Here is a 17957-nt window from a genome sequence, read left to right on the forward strand (position 1 = left end):
CAGGACGGGGCGCGGCTCAGCTCTTCCGGTTGTAGATGAACATCGAGATCGGCCCGAACACGGCGACCAGCACCGCGCAGTAGATCAGCACGGACGTGATGCCGGCGGGATCCACCGTGCCCTCCATCAGGTCCCGAATCGCGGCGACCACTGTGGAGACCGGGTTGACCTCGGCGAAGGCCTGCACCGGGCCGGGCATGGTGGCCGGGTCGGCGAAGATGTTGGAGACGAAGGTCAGCGGCATCATGATGAACATCGACACGCCCATGGCTGCCTGCTCGGTGCGCATCAGCAGCGCGACCGTGGTCCACACCCAGGAGAGGCAGAAGCTGAACACCAGCAGCAGCACGAAGGCCGTGAGCACACCGCCGAGACCGCCCTCGGGGCGGAATCCCATGACGAAGCCCACGCCCAGGATGATCACCCCAGCGATGGTGTAGCGCACCTGGTCTCCCAGCAGCGCCCCGACCAGCTGGGCGGGACGCCATGTGGGCAGCGAGCGGAAGCGGTCGAAGACACCTTTGGAGATGTCCCGGTTCAGCGTCAGCCCGGTGTACATCGTGATCATCACCAGGGTCTGCACGAAGACCCCGGGGATGAGGAACTGGATGTAGGCGTCCAGCGCCGCATCGGAGTCCCCTCCCGCCAGCCCTTCCCCGATGGCCCCGCCGAAGACGTAGGTCATCATCACCGTCATCATGATGGGGAAGATCGTCACGTCAAAGAGCTGCTCGGGCACATGCTTGATCTTCAGCAGAGCCCGCCACCCGTAGGTCAACGAGGCGCTCAGCGCCCCGGCACGGGTCGGCCTGTCCTGCGGGCTGACCAAGATGCGGCGGATCCTGTCGGCCTCGGTCGCCGTCGTCGTCCCGTTCGTGCTCATCGGATGTTCGCCTCCGTCTCATCGCCATGCCCGGCGGACCCGGCCTCGGACTCAGCGACGTCGTCGCCGGCACCCTCGGGCTGGGCCTTCTTCCCGGTCAGCGCCAGGAAGACCTCATCCAGACTCGGCTGACCCAGTGCGAAGGTCTCCACGGCGATGCCTGCCTCCTCCAGCGCGGTCAGCGCCGCGGCGGCGCGCGACCCCTCGTTGAGCCGTGCCGTCAGCGCCGTCGGGTCCGATTCACGGATCACCTGCGCCTGGATCGTCTGAGTCAGCAGCTCGGCGGCCTCCTCACGCTGTGCCGCCTCCACCACCCGCACGGTCAGCGCTCCGGAGCCGACCTGGGCCTTCAGCTGCCCCGGGGTGCCCTCGGCGATGACCCTCCCGTGGTCGATGACGGCGAGCCGATCGACCAGCTGGTCAGCCTCCTCCAAGTACTGCGTAGTCAGCAGCACCGTGGTGCCTGAGCCCACCAGGGTGCGGATGATGTCCCAGACCTGGTTGCGCGAACGGGGGTCGATCCCGGTGGTCGGCTCATCGAGGAACATGAGCTCCGGGGTCACCAGCAGGGAACCGGCGATGTCCAGACGTCGGCGCATGCCGCCCGAATACTTCTTCACCTGCCGGCTCGCGGCCTCAGAGAGGTTGAAAGCCTCGAGCAGCTCCTGCCCCCGGCGCCGGGCATGTCGCGCGGTGAAGCCCAGCAGCCGACCGAGCAGCACGAGGTTCTCGATGCCGGTGAGGTCTTCATCCAGGGAGGCGAACTGCCCGGTGAGTGCGATCTTTTCGCGGATGGCCGCCGGCTCGGCGAAGACATCATGGCCGAGGACCGTGGCCTGGCCGCCGTCGGGGCGCAGCAGAGTGGCCAGCATGCGGATCACGGTCGTCTTGCCGGCACCGTTGGGCCCGAGCACCCCATAGATGCCGCCGCGCGGGATGGTCAGATCCACGCCGTCCACGGCGGTCGTGTCGCCGAAGCTCTTGATCAGACCTCGGGTCTCGATGGCCGGATCTGCTGGCAGCACGCTCATGCGGGCTCCATTCTGCAACAGGGGGGCAGGGATGATCCGACCAGCCTACCGTACGGCGTACTCAGAAGTACAGGGTTTCGGACACCCGCTGCGCGGCCTCCACCGGGCTGAGACGGCTGGGACCCCGGAGCAGATCAGCGCAGTTGCTGCTGGAGGAACCGATGGATGACGCTGTTCAGCCGCGCCTGCTGCTCCGGGCTGGCGGCGCCGCCGTGCCCGCCCTCGATGTTCTCCCAGTACCGCACGTCCGCCCCCAGCGACTCCAGCGCCGCCGTCATCTTCCGGGCATGCCCGGGGTGGACCCGGTCATCCCGGGTGGAGGTGGTCAGCAGCACTGCCGGATAGGAACCGTCCTCCCGCAGCAGGTGGTACGGAGAGAAGCTCCGTATGAACTCCCAGTCCTCGGTCTCCGGGTCGCCATACTCAGCCCGCCAGGAGGCCCCGGCCAGCAGGTCGGCGAAGCGCCTCATGTCCAGGAGCGGAACCTGGATGACCACCGCACCGAAGAGCTCCGGATACTGGGTGAGCATGTTGCCGGTGAGCAGCCCTCCGTTGGAGCCGCCCCGGCAGGCCAGCTGGGGCACGGTGGTCACTCCGGTGGTGACAAGATGCCTCGCCACCGCCGCGAAGTCCTCATAGGCGCGAGGCCGGTTCTCCCGCAGCGCCGCACGGTGCCAGCCCGGCCCATACTCCCCTCCCCCGCGGATGTTGGCCACCGCATACACACCGCCGGACTCCATCCAGGCCTTGCCGATGACGGCCAGGTAGCCCGGGGTCATGGAGATCTCAAACCCGCCGTAGCCGTAGAGCACGGTGGGGCGGGGGTCCGCCTCGGAGTCCTCGGCGAGCAGCTCGGCGGAACCGATGAGGAAGTACGGCACCCTGGTGCCGTCGTCGCTGATGGCGAAGCGCTGCACCGAGGTGAGTCCGGTGGCGTCGAATCGTTCGGGAGCACGTTTGAGGACCTCGTGGGTCTCGCGACCGCCGTCGAGCAGACCCGAGAGGTCCCCCAGGTGCAGGGCCGTGGGACTCAGATGATCCTCAGAGGTGATCCAGACCTCCTCGGACTCCCGGGGGTCGACGGCGGCCACGGAGAGGGTTCCGGTGACGTCTGTGAAGATGTCCTCGCGGCGCCAGGCGGAGGAGCCCTCGCCGATGCGGACATGGGCCTCCACGCGGTGGACCACGTCCTCCATGACGGTGAGCACCAGGCAGCTCGGCGTGGCCGTGACGTCCTGCAGAGAGGTGGAGACGTCCGGGAGGAACAAGGGGGTCAGCTCTGCCTCACCGGACATGAAGTCCTCGATGTCCGCGACGACAAGGCTGCCGCCCGGGAAGTCCTGCCCCAGCAGGGTGAGCTCGGTACGGGGCATGAACAGGAACAGGTCCCGATGGATGCTGACCCGCACGTCCGTGGGCACCTCGACCCGGCGCAGCTCGTCCCCCTCGATGAGCAGGGTCTCGCTGTCGTAGAAGCCCAGCACGCGCACCGCGACGTCGCGCTCGAAGCCAGGGGTGCTGATGTGCCCGGCGGCGGCGACCATGTGGTCGGGCTCCACAGAGACGACGGGCTCGGCCTCCTCGAGCCGGGTGCCACGGCGCCAGCGGCGAGCAGTGCGCGGGTACCCGGAGGTGGTGATGGCATCTTCCCCCTGATCGGTGGCGACATAGACCGTGTCCGCGTCGATCCAGCTCATCGATCCTTTGCCCTCGGGCTTGGAGAACCCGCCGTCCGCCGGGTCGACGAACTCTCGCGTGACGAGGTCGAACTCCCGGGTGATGTCAGCGTCGGATCCGCCCCGGGAGAGGGAGATCAGCGCATGGCGCCATGGCTCGCCCTCGGCGGCGGGCCTCAGCACGGTGGCACCGTGCCAGACCCAGGTGACGCCGTCGGCGGCGGAGAGGGCGTCCAGGTCGAGGAGCACGTCCCACTCGGGAGCCTCGGTGCGGTACGACTCCAGGGTGGTCCGGCGCCACAGGCCCTGCGGGTGCTCTGCGTCGGTCCAGTAGTTGTAGAGGTGCTCACCCCTGCGAGAAACTCCCGGGATGCGGTCCGTGGCGTCGAGGATCTCCCGGATGCTGGACTCCAGCTCGATGAACTCCTCGTCGACCAGCTCCGCCTCTGCGCGCGCGTTGCGCGCACGCACCCAGGACAGGGCGTCCTCGCCGGTGACGTCCTCCAGCCAGAGGTGAGGGTCGTGCTCCGGGGTGATGAGCGGCGGTGCGGAACGGTTGCGCGAGGTAACGGCCATGGGGGACATCATACTGGCGGCCGCCGGTGCCCGCGGCTCAGCCGGTGTTCTGCAGGCCCGCGGCCACGCCCTTGAGCGTGATCAGCAGCAGGTTCCGCGGATCCTCGATCTCGGCGTCGTCGAGCTCGGTGGTCCGCAGGGCCCGCAGCGCCCGCAGCTGCAGCAGCGAGAGGGCGTCCACGTAGGGATTGCGCAGCTCCACCGCACGTCCGAGCACCCGGTGGTCCTCCAGCAGGCGCGACTGGTCCGTGATGGCCAGCACCCACTTGGTGGTCAGGTCCAGCTCCTCGAGGACCAGGCCGGCCAGGTCCTCGCGGTCGCCGAGGTTCAGGTATCGTTCGGCGATCCGCCGGTCCGTCTTGGCCAGCGACATCTCGATGTTGTCGATCAGCGCCCGGAACAGCGGCCACTCGGCATAGGCCTCGCGCAGCTCCTCCAGGTCCCCCACGGCCTCCAACGCGGAGCCCAACCCGAACCAGCCGGTCAGATTGATGCGCGCCTGCGCCCAGGCGAAGTTCCACGGGATGGCTCGCAGGTCCTCCAGGGACTCCACGGAGAGGCCGCGCTTGGCCGGGCGGGAGCCGATGGCCAGCAGCCCGACCTCGTCCTGCGGGGTGACCTGGGCGAACCACGGGGCGAAGCCCTCGGCGTCGACCAGCCCGTGGAAGCGTCGCCTGGACACCGCGTCCATCTTCTCGGCCAACGGAGCGAACCGTCGGGCAGCCTCGGCGTTGCGCTGCTCGGTCGAGGGCGCGGAGGCCATCAGCGTGGCCGCGGCGACCTGCTCGATGTGGCGCAGCGCGATCTCCGGGTGGCCGTAGCGCGCGGAGATCACCTCTCCCTGCTCGGTGACCTTGAACCGAAGATCCACCGAATGCGGCGGCTGCGCGAGGATCGCCCGGTTGGCCGGGCCGCCGCCGCGTCCCAGGGCGCCTCCCCGTCCATGGAACTGGGTCAGCGAGATGCTGTTCGCCACCGCCCATGCAGCGATCTTCTCCTGCGCCTCGTAGAGGGCCAGCGTGGCGCCCACGGGGCCGACGTCCTTGGCCGAGTCCGAGTAGCCGAGCATGACCTCCATGCGACGACCCGTCTGCTCCAGCCGGCGCTGGACCGCAGGATGCTGGAGCATCTCTTCGAGGATCCGAGGAGCGTTCTGCAGGTCCTCATAGGTCTCGAACAGCGGGATGACATCGAGCACCGGGGCGTTCTCCACCCCGCCGAGGGCCTTCTCCGCCAGCGTGTAGACGTCGGCGAGGTTCTGCGCGGACTGGGTGAAGGAGACGATGTAGCGTCGGCAGGCGTCGACACCGAAGCGCTGCTGCACCGAGGCGATCGCACGGAACGTCTCGATGACCTCCTCTCCCGGCACCGCCGTCTTCCCGGCACCCTCCGGGTCCTCGAGCCAGGCCAGGGTCTGGGCATGCACCTTGGAGTGCTGGCGGACCTCCAGCTCGGCCAGGTGGAAGCCGAAGGTCTCCACCTGCCAGATCAGCTCCTGCAGATCACCATGGGCCGCACGCGTCGCCCCGCCGGAGACCAGCGAGGCCTGGACGATCCGGAGATCGGCGATGAGCTCCTCGGGTCCGTCATAGGACAGGTCCGCGTCGCGGGCACGGGTGGCGGCCAGGCGGCCGGCCACGGCCAGCAGCACCTGGCGGTGCTGTTCGCGGGGAGAGTGCTGGGCGGCCTGGTCGGTGAGCTCCTCCGAAAGCTGACGCTGGCGGCCCCACAGGGCGGAGAGCTCGTCGCTGGGCGGGGTGTAGCGGTCGTCGAGGGTCATCGCCAGCCCCACGGCGCGAGCACGCGCCTCCAGGTCACCGAGTACCCGGTCGGCAGCCTGTGCGACGGCGGCACGGGTGATCGAGGCGGTGACGTTGGGGTTCCCGTCCCGGTCGCCGCCGATCCAGGAGCCCAGCCGGATGAAGGCCGGCGCCTTGGGCGCTGCGGTGCCGCCCGCCTGACCCTGGAGCCAGTCGTCCATGCGGCGGTAGGCCCGGGTGAAGACCTTCGAGAAGGAGGAGTCGAAGACTGCCAGCGCGGTGCGCACCTCGTCCAGCGGGGATGGGCTGGACACCCGCAGCTGGGCGGTGCGCCACATGTTGTCGATCTCTTCGAGCAGCTCACGACGGTTCTGCGCCAGCGCGCCGGTGCCCATGCGCGGGTCGTCCCGACGATCGACGAGGTCCCCGATGCGACGCACCGATGCGGCGATCGCGTTGCGGCGCGCCTCCGTGGGGTGGGCCGTGAGCACCGCGTGGAAGCGCAGCTCCCTGAGCCTGCGCTCGGCTTCCTCCTGGCCGACCTCCTCCCGGAGGTGCGCGAACGCGGCGGCCACGGAGTCCGCCGGCTGCTGCTCTTCCAGCGGCACTTCTCCGTCCCGCACACGCAGGGTGCGGATGCGGTGCTGCTCCTCGGCGAGGTTGGCCAGCAGGAAGTAGCAGGTGAAGGCGCGGGCGACCTCCTTGGCCCGGTCCGCGGAGAACGACTCGACCAGCTCCTCGGCCCGCGCCAGGATCTGGCCGTCGGCGTCCTCCAGGGCGGCGATGGTCAGCTCCCGCAGCGCCTCGACGTCCTCGAGCAGGCCAGGGCTGCCGTACTCGGTGAGGACCTGCCCGAGCAGCTCGCCGAGGAGGCCGACGTCGCGACGCATGGCCTCGGGGATCTCGTGCGTGGCGGCGATGCGGGTGCGCGCAGGTGCCAGGGACTGATGGGGCATGCGAATCTCCTGTGTCTGGCCGCGGAGAGACTCCGCGAGATGTACATGAGGGAGGTGCGCGCGACCCCGTCGTCACGCAGAAGCGTAGTCCACGGTACCAAGCCCCGCGCCTGTGATGAGATCCACAGCACGTGGAGGGCCACATGCCGAGACGGCGCGCGGGCCTCACGACGACGGCGCAGCCTGCGGTCCGTAGGCTGAATCAGTCCTCGGCGCGAAGTGCGCGACGGCGCCGTTCGAGCTCCATGACCTCGCGGTTGAGCCGCTGATACTCCTCCGGGTCCGCCGCCGGGTCCATGCGCTGCAGCCGCCCCAGCAGATCAGCCTTCTGATGCGTGATCTTCAGCTCCACCAGGCGGTTGAGGATGGACTGGCAGTAGGCCTCGACGCCGTCCTCGGTGCGGGCCGGAAGCTGGGCCAGGGCCAGCTCCCCGACCAGAGAGCGCAGCGGCTGCGGCACCTCCTCGCTGACCGCACTGACCCAGTTCCGCGGGTCCGTGGCCGAGGCGGCTGCACTGCGGATCCCCGCATGCACCGCCGCGTGAGCCGGGGCGGTGAAACGGACGGTGAAGATCTCCTCCCATTGCTCGGCGGTCAGCCGGGTGGGGTGCTGGATGATCACCTCCAGAGCCTGCCGCTCCATCATGACCGCGGGGTCACGGGTGTCCGGCCGGGGGAACTGCTGCGCCCGGGAGGCGGTCCCGGGGCCCCGGCCAGGATGCGGCTCACCGAAGTCCTCAGGGCCGGGGGCATACATGTCCTCCGGAGGGACGTGGGCATGCTGGTGCCCGACGTCGCCGCCAGGCGCTTCCTGGGGTCCGCGCTGCTGCCCGCGCTGAGGGCCCTGCCCTGCGGAGCCGCCGCGCTGCGGAGCCTGCCCGCGAGACTGGTGCACCGCGCGGGCCACGTCATCCATGTCCATGCCCAGCCAACCTGCCAGCTCCCGGGTGTAGGCCGGGCGCAGGGCCGAGTCCTTGATGCCGGCCACCACCGGGGCGGCGTAGCGCAGCGCCCCGACCCGCCCCTCCACCGTGGAGAGGTCGTAGTCTTTCATGCCGGCACGGATCGCGAACTCGAACAGCGGCCGCCGAGAGCGGATGAGTTCCTCCACCGCGTCATCACCGCGATGTTGGCGCACATCGCAGGGGTCCATGCCCTCGGGCCCGATCGCGATGAACGTATGGGCCAGGAACATGTGGTCCTCTTTGAAGGCCTTCAGCGCGGCGGTCTGACCGGCCTCATCGCCGTCGAAGGTGAAGATGACCTCTCCGCCTCCGCCGTCGTCGGAGAGCAGCCGCCGGGAGATCTTCACGTGCCCCTCGCCGAAGGCGGTGCCACAGGTGGCCACCGCGGTGTCCACCCCGGCCACATGGCAGGCCATCACATCGGTGTAGCCCTCGACGACGACCAGCTCACGCTTCTTCGCGATGCTCCGCTTGGCCAGGTCGATGCCGTAGAGCACCTGCGACTTCTTGTAGATCTGGGTCTCCGGGGAGTTCAGGTACTTCGGGCCCTTGTCGTCCTCGAAGAGACGTCGGCCGCCGAACCCCACGGTGTTGCCGGTCATGTCCCGGATGGGCCAGATCAGGCGGCCCCGGAAACGGTCGTAGAGTCCACGGCTCCCCTCGGAGAACAGCCCGGTCTGCCGCAGCTCCTCCTCATCGTGGAACCGCTGGGCACGCAGATGCTTCAGCAGAGCGTCCCAGCTCTTGGGCGCGAAGCCCACCGAGAACTGCTGGGCGTGCTCCCGGGTGAAGCCACGCCCGGTCAGGAACTCCCGGCCGATCTGCGCTTCAGGGGTCTGCAGCTGGGCCTGGAAGAACTCGTCGGCGATCTTGTGTGCGTCCAGCAGGCGCTGCCGGCGGCCGACCTCCTGCTTGGTGGGCCCGGTGCCGCCGTCCTCGTAGCGCAACGTGATCCCGGCCTTCTCCGCCAGCCGCTCCACCGTCTCCTGGAACGAGGTGTGCTCCAGTGCCATCAGGAAGGCGATGACATCGCCGGACTCGCCACAGCCGAAGCAGTGGTAGGTGCCCACATGGGGGCGGATGTGAAAGCTGGGAGTGCGCTCGTCGTGGAACGGGCAGAGCCCTTTCCACGAGCCGATGCCCGCACCCTTGAGCGTCACGAACTGCTCGACGACCTCGCGCAGGTCGACACGCTCGCGCACGGCGTCGATGTCTTCACGCTTGATCAGTCCTGCCACAGGACAACTCTAGCCAGTCGTGGCAAATCCTCGCGCCTGTTGTCCACAGGCCCACGACGTCGGTGGTGAACCGGCACGACCGCCCAGGGGTGGCACCCGGTGCGCGGCCCCGGATAGGGTCCGCCCATGCCTCACATGGAGACACCGATCACATCCCAGGACGCCACCGGGCCCTCAGGACCTCCGGTCAACGGCCTCGATCTCGCCTTCGGCTCCCCCATGAGCGTCACCCGGTCCGAGCAGCTCATCACCGAGCTCACCGAGATCTCACCGCGCCGGATCATCGACGTCGGCTGTGGCTGGGCGGAGCAGCTGCTGCGCACGGTGATGGCGGTGCCCGGCGCCCACGGCCTGGGCGTCGACCTCGAGGAGCAGGACATCCTCCGCGGCCAGGAGCGCGCCGCACGACTGGGCGTCCAGGACCGCGTGGAGCTGCGCGTGCAGGACGGCGTGGAGCTGGCCGGGACGGCCGAGAGCGCCGATGCCCTGATCTGCCTCGGCTCCTGGCACGCACTGGGCGGCTCCCCCGCCGCAGCGCTGCTGCGGCTGCGGGGACTCGCCGCCCCCGGCACACGGCTGCTCTTCGGCGTCGACCACTGGGCCAGGCTGCCGGACCAGGACCGCCTGGCCCAGATGTGGGAGGGCGCGTCCCTATCCGACAGCCACCTGCTGCCCGACGTCGTCGAGGCCGCCGCCCAGGCCGGCTGGCGCCTTCTGGACCTGCACGAGGCAACCGTCGACGAATGGAATCACTTCGAGTGTGGGATGACCCGCAACCAGGAAGAGTGGCTGCTGGAGAACCCGGATCATCCGGAGGCCCCTGCGCTGCGCGAGCGGCTCGACACCCTGCGCGGCTCTTGGCTCCGCGGACACCACGGGTACATGGGCTTCGCGACGCTCGTGCTGGCCGCGGGCTCAGCGCACGGGGAATCGGGGACAGCGATCTCGGGTTGACCCCGTCATGGAGACGACCCCGGATCACGCAGCCACCGCCGGACTCGCCGCCGTCGGACCGGCAGGTGCCATGCTGAGCGAGGAGGACCGCGCCTCGGTGGAGCGGCTGCTCCGCGACGCAGACGCCCATGGGGTCCACCTGCGGTTCATCCGGCGCGGCCAGGCGAACTCACTCCAGGAGGCCGCCGCAGCCATCGGCGTCGAACCTCGGGAGATCGTCAAGACGCTGGTGGCCAGAGCCAAGGTCACCCAGACCACCAAGGAGCACAGCTACGTGCTCGCCCTGATCCCCGGGGACCGGCAGGTCGACTGGGCCAAACTGCGGCGCCTCGCAGGGATGAAGAAGATGTCCATGACCGCCCCGGAGGAGGCCGTGGAGGCCACCGGGCACCGGCCCGGCACGATCACGCCCTTCGGAGCCGAGAGCGCCGAGGGCGTCCGTTGGCCGATCTATGCCGACGAGTCCATCACCGGGCGCATCGCCATGGGCGCAGGAGCCGCCGGGCTGAGCCTGTTCGTCGATTCTGCGGCGCTGTTCGCCGCCTATGACGTCGTCACCGCCGACATCACCAGGACCGCGCCGCCGGGCTGAGCGCCCGCGGTGTTCCGAACCTGAGGGGCTCAGTTCAGCCGAGTCAGGACGTCCTGGACGCCGATGGGTGCGTCCTGGCTCTGGTTCCACGGCATCCGGGCCAGGACTTTCGCCATCCCGCAGGTGTCCGAGGCGGCTGAGTAGATCAGCCCGGACGCGATCGCTCCGGACACCACGCGGGCCTTCGGACCGAGGAAGCGCCCGCCGACCAGCCCGGCCAGCACCAGCGAGCCGGCCGCCATGCGGACCTGGCGTTCCATCGCCCAGGGGCCTGAGCCCAGCTCGACGGCGCCGTCTCCGGCCACGGCGCGGTAGCGAACCAGGCCGCCGTCGAGCACCCGGAGCCCTTCAGCCCCGGCGCCGACCAGCCGATCATGGGCCTGCTGAGAGCGCGGCCCGGCCTGGCAGAGCAGCACCACGGGTCGGTCCGCCTCATCCAAGGCCTCGGCGAGCGCCTGGGTCTCGGCGCGAACCAGGTCCTCGGGGACCAGCACCGAACCGGGGATGCGGGCGCCGCGGTGCTCCGCAGCAGAACGCACATCCAGCATCAGCGGCTCAGCGCCCTCGACGAGCATGTCCTGCAGCTCCTCGGCGCTCAGCATGGTCGTGGGATCCGCGGAGGTCATGGGATTCTCCAACCTGACGGGGTGCTCACTTGGTGACGGTCGACCCCGAGTCTAGCGCCCATCCCCCTGCGACATCACACGGTCTACGCTGTGCCGATGACCTGCTTCGTCTCTCACACCACGATCAGCTGCACCGACGCCTACGCCCTCTCCGAATGGTGGAAGCGCCTGCTGGACTACACCGACATCCCTGGGGACCCCAACGAGCCGGGGCATGATCACTGCATGATCATCGACCCCGGCACCGGACACCAGCTGCTCTTCCTCCAGGTGCCGGACGCCTCCGCGCAGGCCCCGATGATCCATCTGGATCTCAGGCCCCGGACGGGCGGGCGGGATGCGGAGATCGAAAGGGTGCGTGCCCTCGGCGCGGTGGAGGTCGCCGATCGCCGGGGCATCCACGGCCCCGGCTCCGGCTGGGTGGTCTTCGCCGACCCCGAGGGCAACCAGTTCTGCGTGCTCCGCTCCGAGGCGGAGGTGGCGGCCTCCTGAGCCGCGGACCGACCTAGCGCGGAGCTCAGCCGAAGAGCCGGTTGGCGAACGGCCGACCTTGGACCAGCGCGTAGTACCACTCCAAGGCTGCGCCATCGGTCAGTGAGGCGACCTGGTCGATGATCACCCGACGGCGGGCGACGTCGTCCTCGGCATCCCGCCAGTCCTGCCGGAACATGGGCTCCAGATAGCGCTCCTCCGTCTCGGAGAGCAGCGTCACCAGCGCTTCGAGCACCTCAGACTGACGCAGGTAGACCGGCTTCTGCTGCTCCGAGGTCATGATGTAGGCCGCGGCGAGCCCCTTCATCGCGGAGATCTCCTCCACGGTCTCCTGAGGCACCACCAGATCGGCCTCGTGACGCACCAGCGGTCGGTCCCCGTGGACCTCGCGGGTGGCGATGTAGATGGCGCCGCAGAACCGGCCGATCAGCTCGCTGGTCATGTTCTTCAGGGCGGCGAGGGATCGACGCGAACCATCGGACTCCCGGACCCATCCGTCCATCGCGGAGAGCCGGTCGAAAGCCTCCTCAATGCGGTCCTCCTCAGTCCCAGGCAGGTACCACTCCTTGGTCACCTGCACCACGCGCTTGCGCTGCAACGGGACCTCCAGGAAGCGCAGCTGGAACTGCCCCGAGAAAATCCCGTCCTCAACGTCGTGCACCGAGTAGGCGATGTCATCCGCCGCGTCCATCACCTGGGCCTCCATGGACTGGCGACGACCCTGGACACCCGCGCGGATCCATGCGAACACCTCGACGTCGTCCTCATAGGCGCCGAACTTCGGACTGCGGGTCCCGTCCGCTCGGGACGGCGCCTCATGCTGCCGCCAGGGGTACTTGACGGCGGCGTCCAGCGAGGCTCGGGTGAGGTTCAGCCCGGCGGATCGTCCGTCGGCGTGGAAGCGCTTGGTCTCCAGCCGGGTGAGCAGGCGCAGGGTCTGTGCGTTGCCTTCGAAGCCGCCGGCGTCACCCATGAGCTCGTTGAGCACGGACTCGCCGTTGTGTCCGAAGGGCGGGTGGCCCAGATCATGGGAGAGGCAGGCCGCGTCGACGACGTCGGGGTCGCAGCCCAGCATGCGTCCCAGGTCACGGCCCACCTGGGCGACCTCCAGGGAGTGGGTGAGCCGGGTGCGGGCGAAGTCGTCGGCATCCGGTGAGACTACCTGGGTCTTGGCCCCCAGCCGGCGCAGCGCCGAGGAGTGCAGCAGACGCGCACGGTCCCGTTCGAAGGAGGACCGGTACACCGACTTGCCATGTTCGGGGACCCACCGCTCCTCGTCCTCCGGCCGGTACCCGGACCGCAGCGCCGCATAGCCGGCCTCGACCCGTTCGACGTTCTGCACAGTCATGCGTCCAGCCTACGGGAACCCGGCACGCCGCCGAACGGAGTCTGGGCGCCACTGACGCAGAGTGCTCTACACTCGATTCCACCGGCATTTTTGAACACTGTTCAAACTGTGCCTCTGCTCACCGGTCGCCCCCCCCTGAAGGAGACACTGCCGATGACCACCACCGCGTGCTGCACCCGGCCCACCGCTGGAACCGCCGAGCCGATCGACGCCCGGCACGGGCTCAGGCCGGAACAGCTCGCCCAGCAGATCCTGGACGGCCACCGTCTGCACGCGGACGAGGCACTGGCGCTGCTGCGCTCCCCGGACGCCGACACCTTCACCCTGGTCGCCGCCGCCTCCCGACTGCGCCATCACCACCGGGGCACGCAGGTGAAGCTCAACTACCTGGTCAGTCTCAAGACCGGCCTCTGCCCGGAGGACTGCACGTACTGCTCCCAGCGTCTGGGCACCGACGCCCAGATCTTGAAGTACACCTGGCTGAAGCCCGAACAGGCCGTGGAGCAGGCCGGGCACGGCGTCGCCGCCGGAGCCCGCCGTGTGTGCCTGGTCGCCTCGGGCACGGGTCCTGCCGAGCGCGACGTCGACCGGGTGGGGACCATCGCCGCGCGCCTCAAGCAGGAGCACCCGCAGGTCGAGATCTGCGCCTGCTTGGGGCTCCTGAAGGAGAACCAGGCTGACCGGCTCAGGGATGCCGGAGTCGACGCCTACAACCACAACCTCAACACCGCACGCTCGCACTACCCGGAAATCTGCTCCACCCACACCTACGAGGATCGCCTCGCCACCATCGGGCGAGCCGTCGACGCCGGTCTCTCCCCGTGCTCCGGGCTGATCGTGGGCATGGGCGAGACCGACGAGCAGCTCGTCGAGGCACTCTTCGCGCTGCGCGAGCTCGACGCCGACTCCGTCCCGGTGAACTTCCTGATGCCCTTCGACGGCACCCCGCTGGCGGGACGCTGGGAGCTCACCCCCCTGGCCTGTCTGCGGATCCTCGCGGTAGCGCGCATGACCTGCCCGGACAAGGAGATCCGCATCGCCGCAGGCCGCGAGATGCACCTGCGCAGCCTCCAGGCGGTGGCCCTGCAGGTGGCCGACTCCCTCTTCCTCGGTGACTACCTGACCTCGGAGGGGCAGGGGGCCCAGGACGACCTGACGATGATCCGCGACGCCGGCTTCACCGTGGTGGGCGCCCAGGTCCCAGACTCCCGTTCGGACTCACCGACGATCCGCCGTCGCGGTGCCGGCACGGAGGCGGCGCCGAACGCCTGAGGCCGCCTCAGCCGGCCAGATGGGCCCACTTCAGGCTCAGACTCCGCCAGGGGCCGACCGCCACGACACGGCCGGCCTCCAGGATCACGACACGGTCGGCGCGTGCGAGCGCCGCACGCTTGGAGGTCGAGCCGATCACTGTCACGCCCTCCTCCCGCAGCGCCTGCCACAGCTCGACCTCCGTGGATGCGTCCAGGGCGCTGGAGACGTCGTCCGCGAGCAGCAGCTCTGAGCCTGTGGCCAGCGCACGTGCGGTGGCGAGGCGCTGCACCTGGCCGCCGGAGAGGCGCACTCCCCGATGTCCCACGACGGCGTGGAGACCTCCGGCATCGGAGATGTCCTGCTCCATCCGTGCCATGCGGACAGCCTCGGATGTCCCACGATCATGGTCGAGCCGGATGTTGTCGTCGAACGTCCCGGACAGCACGCGAGGCATCTGGGCGACATAGGCGACGCGCCGGGGCCGCAGGAAGGTGTCCGTGGTGACCTCCGCGCCGTTCCAGAGGATCTTCCCACGGTGCGGCACCAGGCCGGCGAGGCTCCGCAGAAGGCTGGACTTCCCGGATCCGATGCCACCGAGGATGAGGATCAGCTCGCCCCTGGTGACGGTGAGGTCCACATCCTCCACTCCGATGATGCCGTCGGAGTGGACCGCGGAGAAGCCCTGCAGGGTCAGACTGCGGAACTCATCATGCTGCTCGTCCCCGGGCGGGGGTGCGCAGCCGGCCAGCTCATGGACGCCGTCCACCCGGCGATAGATGCTCTGCCCGCCCGCCAGCCGCTGGGTGGCGACCTGCCAGGCCCGAGCTCCCGGCGCCTTGGTCACCACGGAGCCCGCGCAGAGGCCGTACCAGGTGAAGCCCATCACGCTTCCCGAGGCTAGGACCGTCGTCGCCAGCCCCCAGGCGCCGGTGAAGTGCATGGCCCAGGAGAAGGTCACCCCGGCGGCGATCACCAGTCCGGGCACGCCGTCGAGGACAGCCTGGATCCGATGCTCGCGGACCTGTGCGTCCACCCGACGGCTGTCCACGGCGTTCAGATGACGGCTCACCGGCGCGGTCGCCGCGGAGAGCTTCACGGTCCGCGCGGCGTCGAGCGCGGAGACCAGCACTCGTCCGAACTCCACCCGTGCATCGGCGGCGCGCTTGGCCGAACGTCCTGCCGCAGGACGACCCGCCCAGGAGGCGGCAGCGGAGACGATCAGCACGCTGGCCAGCACCCCGCCCACCCACCAGGTGCCCGAGACCAGGACAGAGAGCAGCACGATGATGATCGCGTTGCACAGATCCGCCCAGCGGTCGGCGTAGTCCTGGATGCGGTCCCCATCCATGGCGCGGGCCACGACCTCGCCGGGCGGAGTGGTCTCCAGCCGGGGTTCACCGAGTTGGCCTGCGAGGACGCGCGTCCGATGCCGGGACAGGCAGGAGACCCACCAGCGGGGATAGAGATTGACGCCCAGGGCGAAGACCGCCGGCATGATCAGCACAGAGGCGCCGGTCAGCAGGATCACCAGACCCCACACATCCTCCCGGCCTGAGGCCAAGGAGTCCGCGATGCGCCCCCACAGCCAGTTCGTGATGAGCCCCTGCGGGGAGAACAGGGCGATGAGCAGGAACATGAGCATGCCGAACAGGCCCCACCGCGGCAGATGCCCGAAGGCGGCGAGCACCGCGCGGGTCAGGCTCGGCCCGTCCCCGGTCACCGTCTTCGGAGGTGCTTCGGTCCTCCTGCGCGCCCCGCCGATGGTCACCGGCCCGGCCAGCCCGGCTTCCGTGGTCTCGGCGTCCTCGAGGCCGCCCTCGGGCTCGGCGTGCCCAAGGGCCGCGTCCACAGGATCGCCGTCCACAGGATCGCCGTCCATGGATCCGTGGCGCTCCCTCGAGGCCTCCAGCAGCTCCTGAAAGGGGCCGACCTCGGCGGCGAGCTCGCCGTACCTGCCCTGCTGGATGACCCGTCCATGGTCCAGCACCGCCACCCTGTCCGCGCGCGCGACGGTGGTGAGCCGGTGGGCGATGAGCAGCCCCGTGCGCCCGGCAAGGAGCCGCTCCGAGGCTCGGATGACCCGGCGCTCGGTGAGCGGATCCATCCGGGCCGTGGCCTCGTCGAGGATCACCACCGCAACGTCCCGGACCAACAGCCGCGCGAAGGCGACGAGCTGCTCTTCCCCGGCGGACAGCGTCACCCCGCCGGCGCCCATGCGGGTGTCCAGCCCCTGGGGCAGCCGTGCCGCCCAGTCGGTGAGGCCCAGCTCCTCGACGGCGGCCTCCACGCGTTCCCGAGGGATGGGCGCGAAGAGGGAGATGTTCTCCTCCAACGTGCCGGAGAGGAGCTCGGTGCGCTGGGTGACCACTCCGATGCCGCGGCGCAGCTGCTGAAGATCGATGCCGGTCACATCTCTGCCGCCGAGGAGCACAGTGCCCTTCGGCGGCTCGGTGGCGCGTGTGACGAGCGAGGCGAGCGTGGACTTGCCCGATCCGGTGCGTCCCACCAGGGCCAGGGTCTCGCCGTCCTCCACGCTGAGGGAGACGTCCTGCAGGGCGAAGGCCCCTTCCGGGTAGGAGAAGTGCAGACCGCGGAACTCCAGGGCATGGGACGCGGGGAGCCCGGCGCCGCCGTCGGGCTCAGGGTCGACCTGCATCATCTGCTTCACGCGGGTGATGGCCCCGAGCCCCTCCTGCAGCTGAGGCAGCTGGTTGACGAGCTCACCGACCCGTCCGATCAGCAGAGTGGTGGCCAGCACCAAGGTGATCAGCTGCGGCAGCTCTATGCCGCCGGTGGTGACCAGCGAGACGCCGGCGATCAGGATCCCGGCGAACATCGCCTGCAGCGCCGTCTGCGAGCGCAGGATCAGGTCCGCCTCCTTGACGATCATCCGGCGGAACGTACGGTGGATCTCCGCGGCCAACGCCGTGACCCGACGCATGGCGAAGGCCTGGCCGCCGCTGGTGCGCAGGTCGTCACGGGCCGACACGACCTCCTCGAAGGCCGCGGCGTGGTCGGTCCAGGACTGCTCGTTGATCACCTTGCGGTGCGCGATGACGGCGAACAGCGGACGGACCATCAGCAGGGTGGCGGCCACGAGCACCGGCATGATGATCCCGGCCGGCCACCACATCAGCCCCGCGACGATCCAGAGCGGCACCGCGCCGAGGGCCGTGGCCATCATCCCCCACCACTGCTCCCGCATGAGGTTGTTGATGGCGTTGGTGTCGTCGTCGATCCGGTCCAGGACCTCGCCGACCGCCTGCTCGCTGAGCACGCTGAGCGGCTGGGCGAAGGCTGCTGCGAGCAGGTCACGGCGCAGCGTGCCGGCGGCCCGGTCGATCACATGGGCCCAGGAGACCTGCGCAGCCACCTGGACGACCGCCGCTCCGACGATCAGGACGCCGAGCATCACCACCCCGTGGAGAGTCGGGCCATCGGCGAGCCGCCCGGAGACGACCGTGGCGAGGGACTGCGCCACCATCGCGACGGCGAGGATCACCACCGCCAGTCCGCTGAGCGGGCTGGCGAGCCGCCTCCAGGAGATGCGGCGAGAGTCAGGGGCAGGGTGCGGAGCGGGCACCTGAATCATTTTAGCCGCCCCGC

Annotated in this window: 12 protein-coding genes; 4 read left to right on the top strand and 8 right to left on the bottom strand. The window is 69.7% G+C overall.

Annotation, left to right across the window (positions count from 1 at the left end; genetic code table 11):
• Positions 1-16: 16 nt before the first annotated feature.
• From ODE13_RS02105 to dnaG, 5 genes are all read right to left on the bottom strand, one after another.
• Positions 17-883 carry an ABC transporter permease gene (locus tag ODE13_RS02105; RefSeq protein ID WP_322477781.1) on the bottom strand — a complete coding sequence of 289 codons (867 nt, stop codon included), beginning with the start codon at positions 881-883 and terminating at the stop codon, positions 17-19.
• The gene (locus ODE13_RS02110) at positions 880-1914 is read right to left on the bottom strand and encodes an ATP-binding cassette domain-containing protein (RefSeq protein ID WP_322477782.1); all 1035 of its coding nucleotides are present in this window, start codon (positions 1912-1914) and stop codon (positions 880-882) included. Before ODE13_RS02110 ends, ODE13_RS02105 begins: the two co-directional genes overlap by 4 nt.
• 134 nt (positions 1915-2048) lie before the next feature.
• Positions 2049-4166: a prolyl oligopeptidase family serine peptidase gene (locus ODE13_RS02115; protein WP_322477783.1), complete on the bottom strand. Its 2118-nt coding sequence runs from the start codon at positions 4164-4166 to the stop codon at positions 2049-2051.
• Positions 4167-4203: 37 nt separating this feature from the next.
• On the bottom strand, positions 4204-6882 hold the full coding sequence (locus ODE13_RS02120) for a phosphoenolpyruvate carboxylase (RefSeq protein ID WP_322477784.1): 2679 nt from the start codon (positions 6880-6882) through the stop codon (positions 4204-4206).
• 202 nt (positions 6883-7084) lie between these two features.
• Complete coding sequence (gene dnaG / locus ODE13_RS02125) at positions 7085-9085, bottom strand: DNA primase (RefSeq protein WP_322477785.1); 2001 nt, start codon at positions 9083-9085, stop codon at positions 7085-7087.
• Between the two features lie 126 nt (positions 9086-9211).
• Here dnaG and ODE13_RS02130 point away from each other — a divergent pair, with 126 nt between their 5' ends.
• Complete coding sequence (locus ODE13_RS02130; RefSeq protein ID WP_322477786.1) at positions 9212-10039, top strand: class I SAM-dependent methyltransferase; 828 nt, start codon at positions 9212-9214, stop codon at positions 10037-10039.
• Positions 10040-10046: 7 nt separating this feature from the next.
• Positions 10047-10631: a YbaK/EbsC family protein gene (locus tag ODE13_RS02135; RefSeq protein ID WP_322477787.1), complete on the top strand. Its 585-nt coding sequence runs from the start codon at positions 10047-10049 to the stop codon at positions 10629-10631.
• A gap of 29 nt (positions 10632-10660) precedes the next feature.
• Here ODE13_RS02135 and ODE13_RS02140 read toward each other — a convergent pair whose 3' ends face one another.
• On the bottom strand, positions 10661-11257 hold the full coding sequence (locus tag ODE13_RS02140) for a rhodanese-like domain-containing protein (protein ID WP_322477788.1): 597 nt from the start codon (positions 11255-11257) through the stop codon (positions 10661-10663).
• A gap of 96 nt (positions 11258-11353) precedes the next feature.
• On the opposite strand from ODE13_RS02140, the gene ODE13_RS02145 reads away from it, so the two are divergent.
• Complete coding sequence (locus ODE13_RS02145; RefSeq protein WP_179542151.1) at positions 11354-11749, top strand: VOC family protein; 396 nt, start codon at positions 11354-11356, stop codon at positions 11747-11749.
• A gap of 25 nt (positions 11750-11774) precedes the next feature.
• Here ODE13_RS02145 and ODE13_RS02150 read toward each other — a convergent pair whose 3' ends face one another.
• Positions 11775-13097 (bottom strand): deoxyguanosinetriphosphate triphosphohydrolase, encoded by a 1323-nt coding sequence (locus ODE13_RS02150; protein WP_322477789.1) that lies wholly within the window; start codon positions 13095-13097, stop codon positions 11775-11777.
• Positions 13098-13250: 153 nt separating this feature from the next.
• On the opposite strand from ODE13_RS02150, the gene bioB reads away from it, so the two are divergent.
• A complete protein-coding gene (bioB, locus tag ODE13_RS02155; protein WP_322477790.1) occupies positions 13251-14369 on the top strand; it encodes a biotin synthase BioB in 1119 nt (372 codons plus the stop codon).
• Positions 14370-14376: 7 nt separating this feature from the next.
• Here bioB and ODE13_RS02160 read toward each other — a convergent pair whose 3' ends face one another.
• A complete protein-coding gene (locus tag ODE13_RS02160; RefSeq protein WP_322477791.1) occupies positions 14377-17943 on the bottom strand; it encodes an ABC transporter ATP-binding protein in 3567 nt (1188 codons plus the stop codon).
• Positions 17944-17957 lie beyond the last annotated feature (14 nt).

Source organism: Nesterenkonia sp. HG001, from assembly GCF_034438835.1.
Lineage (GTDB): Bacteria > Actinomycetota > Actinomycetes > Actinomycetales > Micrococcaceae > Nesterenkonia > Nesterenkonia xinjiangensis.

Coding starts and splice junctions, on each gene's coding strand:
- ODE13_RS02105 (WP_322477781.1), bottom strand. CDS start 883: ATGAGCACGAACGGGACGACGACGGCGACCGAGGCCGACAGGATCCGC.
- ODE13_RS02110 (WP_322477782.1), bottom strand. CDS start 1,914: ATGAGCGTGCTGCCAGCAGATCCGGCCATCGAGACCCGAGGTCTGATC.
- ODE13_RS02115 (WP_322477783.1), bottom strand. CDS start 4,166: ATGGCCGTTACCTCGCGCAACCGTTCCGCACCGCCGCTCATCACCCCG.
- ODE13_RS02120 (WP_322477784.1), bottom strand. CDS start 6,882: ATGCCCCATCAGTCCCTGGCACCTGCGCGCACCCGCATCGCCGCCACG.
- ODE13_RS02130 (WP_322477786.1), top strand. CDS start 9,212: ATGCCTCACATGGAGACACCGATCACATCCCAGGACGCCACCGGGCCC.
- ODE13_RS02135 (WP_322477787.1), top strand. CDS start 10,047: ATGGAGACGACCCCGGATCACGCAGCCACCGCCGGACTCGCCGCCGTC.
- ODE13_RS02140 (WP_322477788.1), bottom strand. CDS start 11,257: ATGACCTCCGCGGATCCCACGACCATGCTGAGCGCCGAGGAGCTGCAG.
- ODE13_RS02145 (WP_179542151.1), top strand. CDS start 11,354: ATGACCTGCTTCGTCTCTCACACCACGATCAGCTGCACCGACGCCTAC.
- ODE13_RS02150 (WP_322477789.1), bottom strand. CDS start 13,097: ATGACTGTGCAGAACGTCGAACGGGTCGAGGCCGGCTATGCGGCGCTG.
- bioB (WP_322477790.1), top strand. CDS start 13,251: ATGACCACCACCGCGTGCTGCACCCGGCCCACCGCTGGAACCGCCGAG.
- ODE13_RS02160 (WP_322477791.1), bottom strand. CDS start 17,943: ATGATTCAGGTGCCCGCTCCGCACCCTGCCCCTGACTCTCGCCGCATC.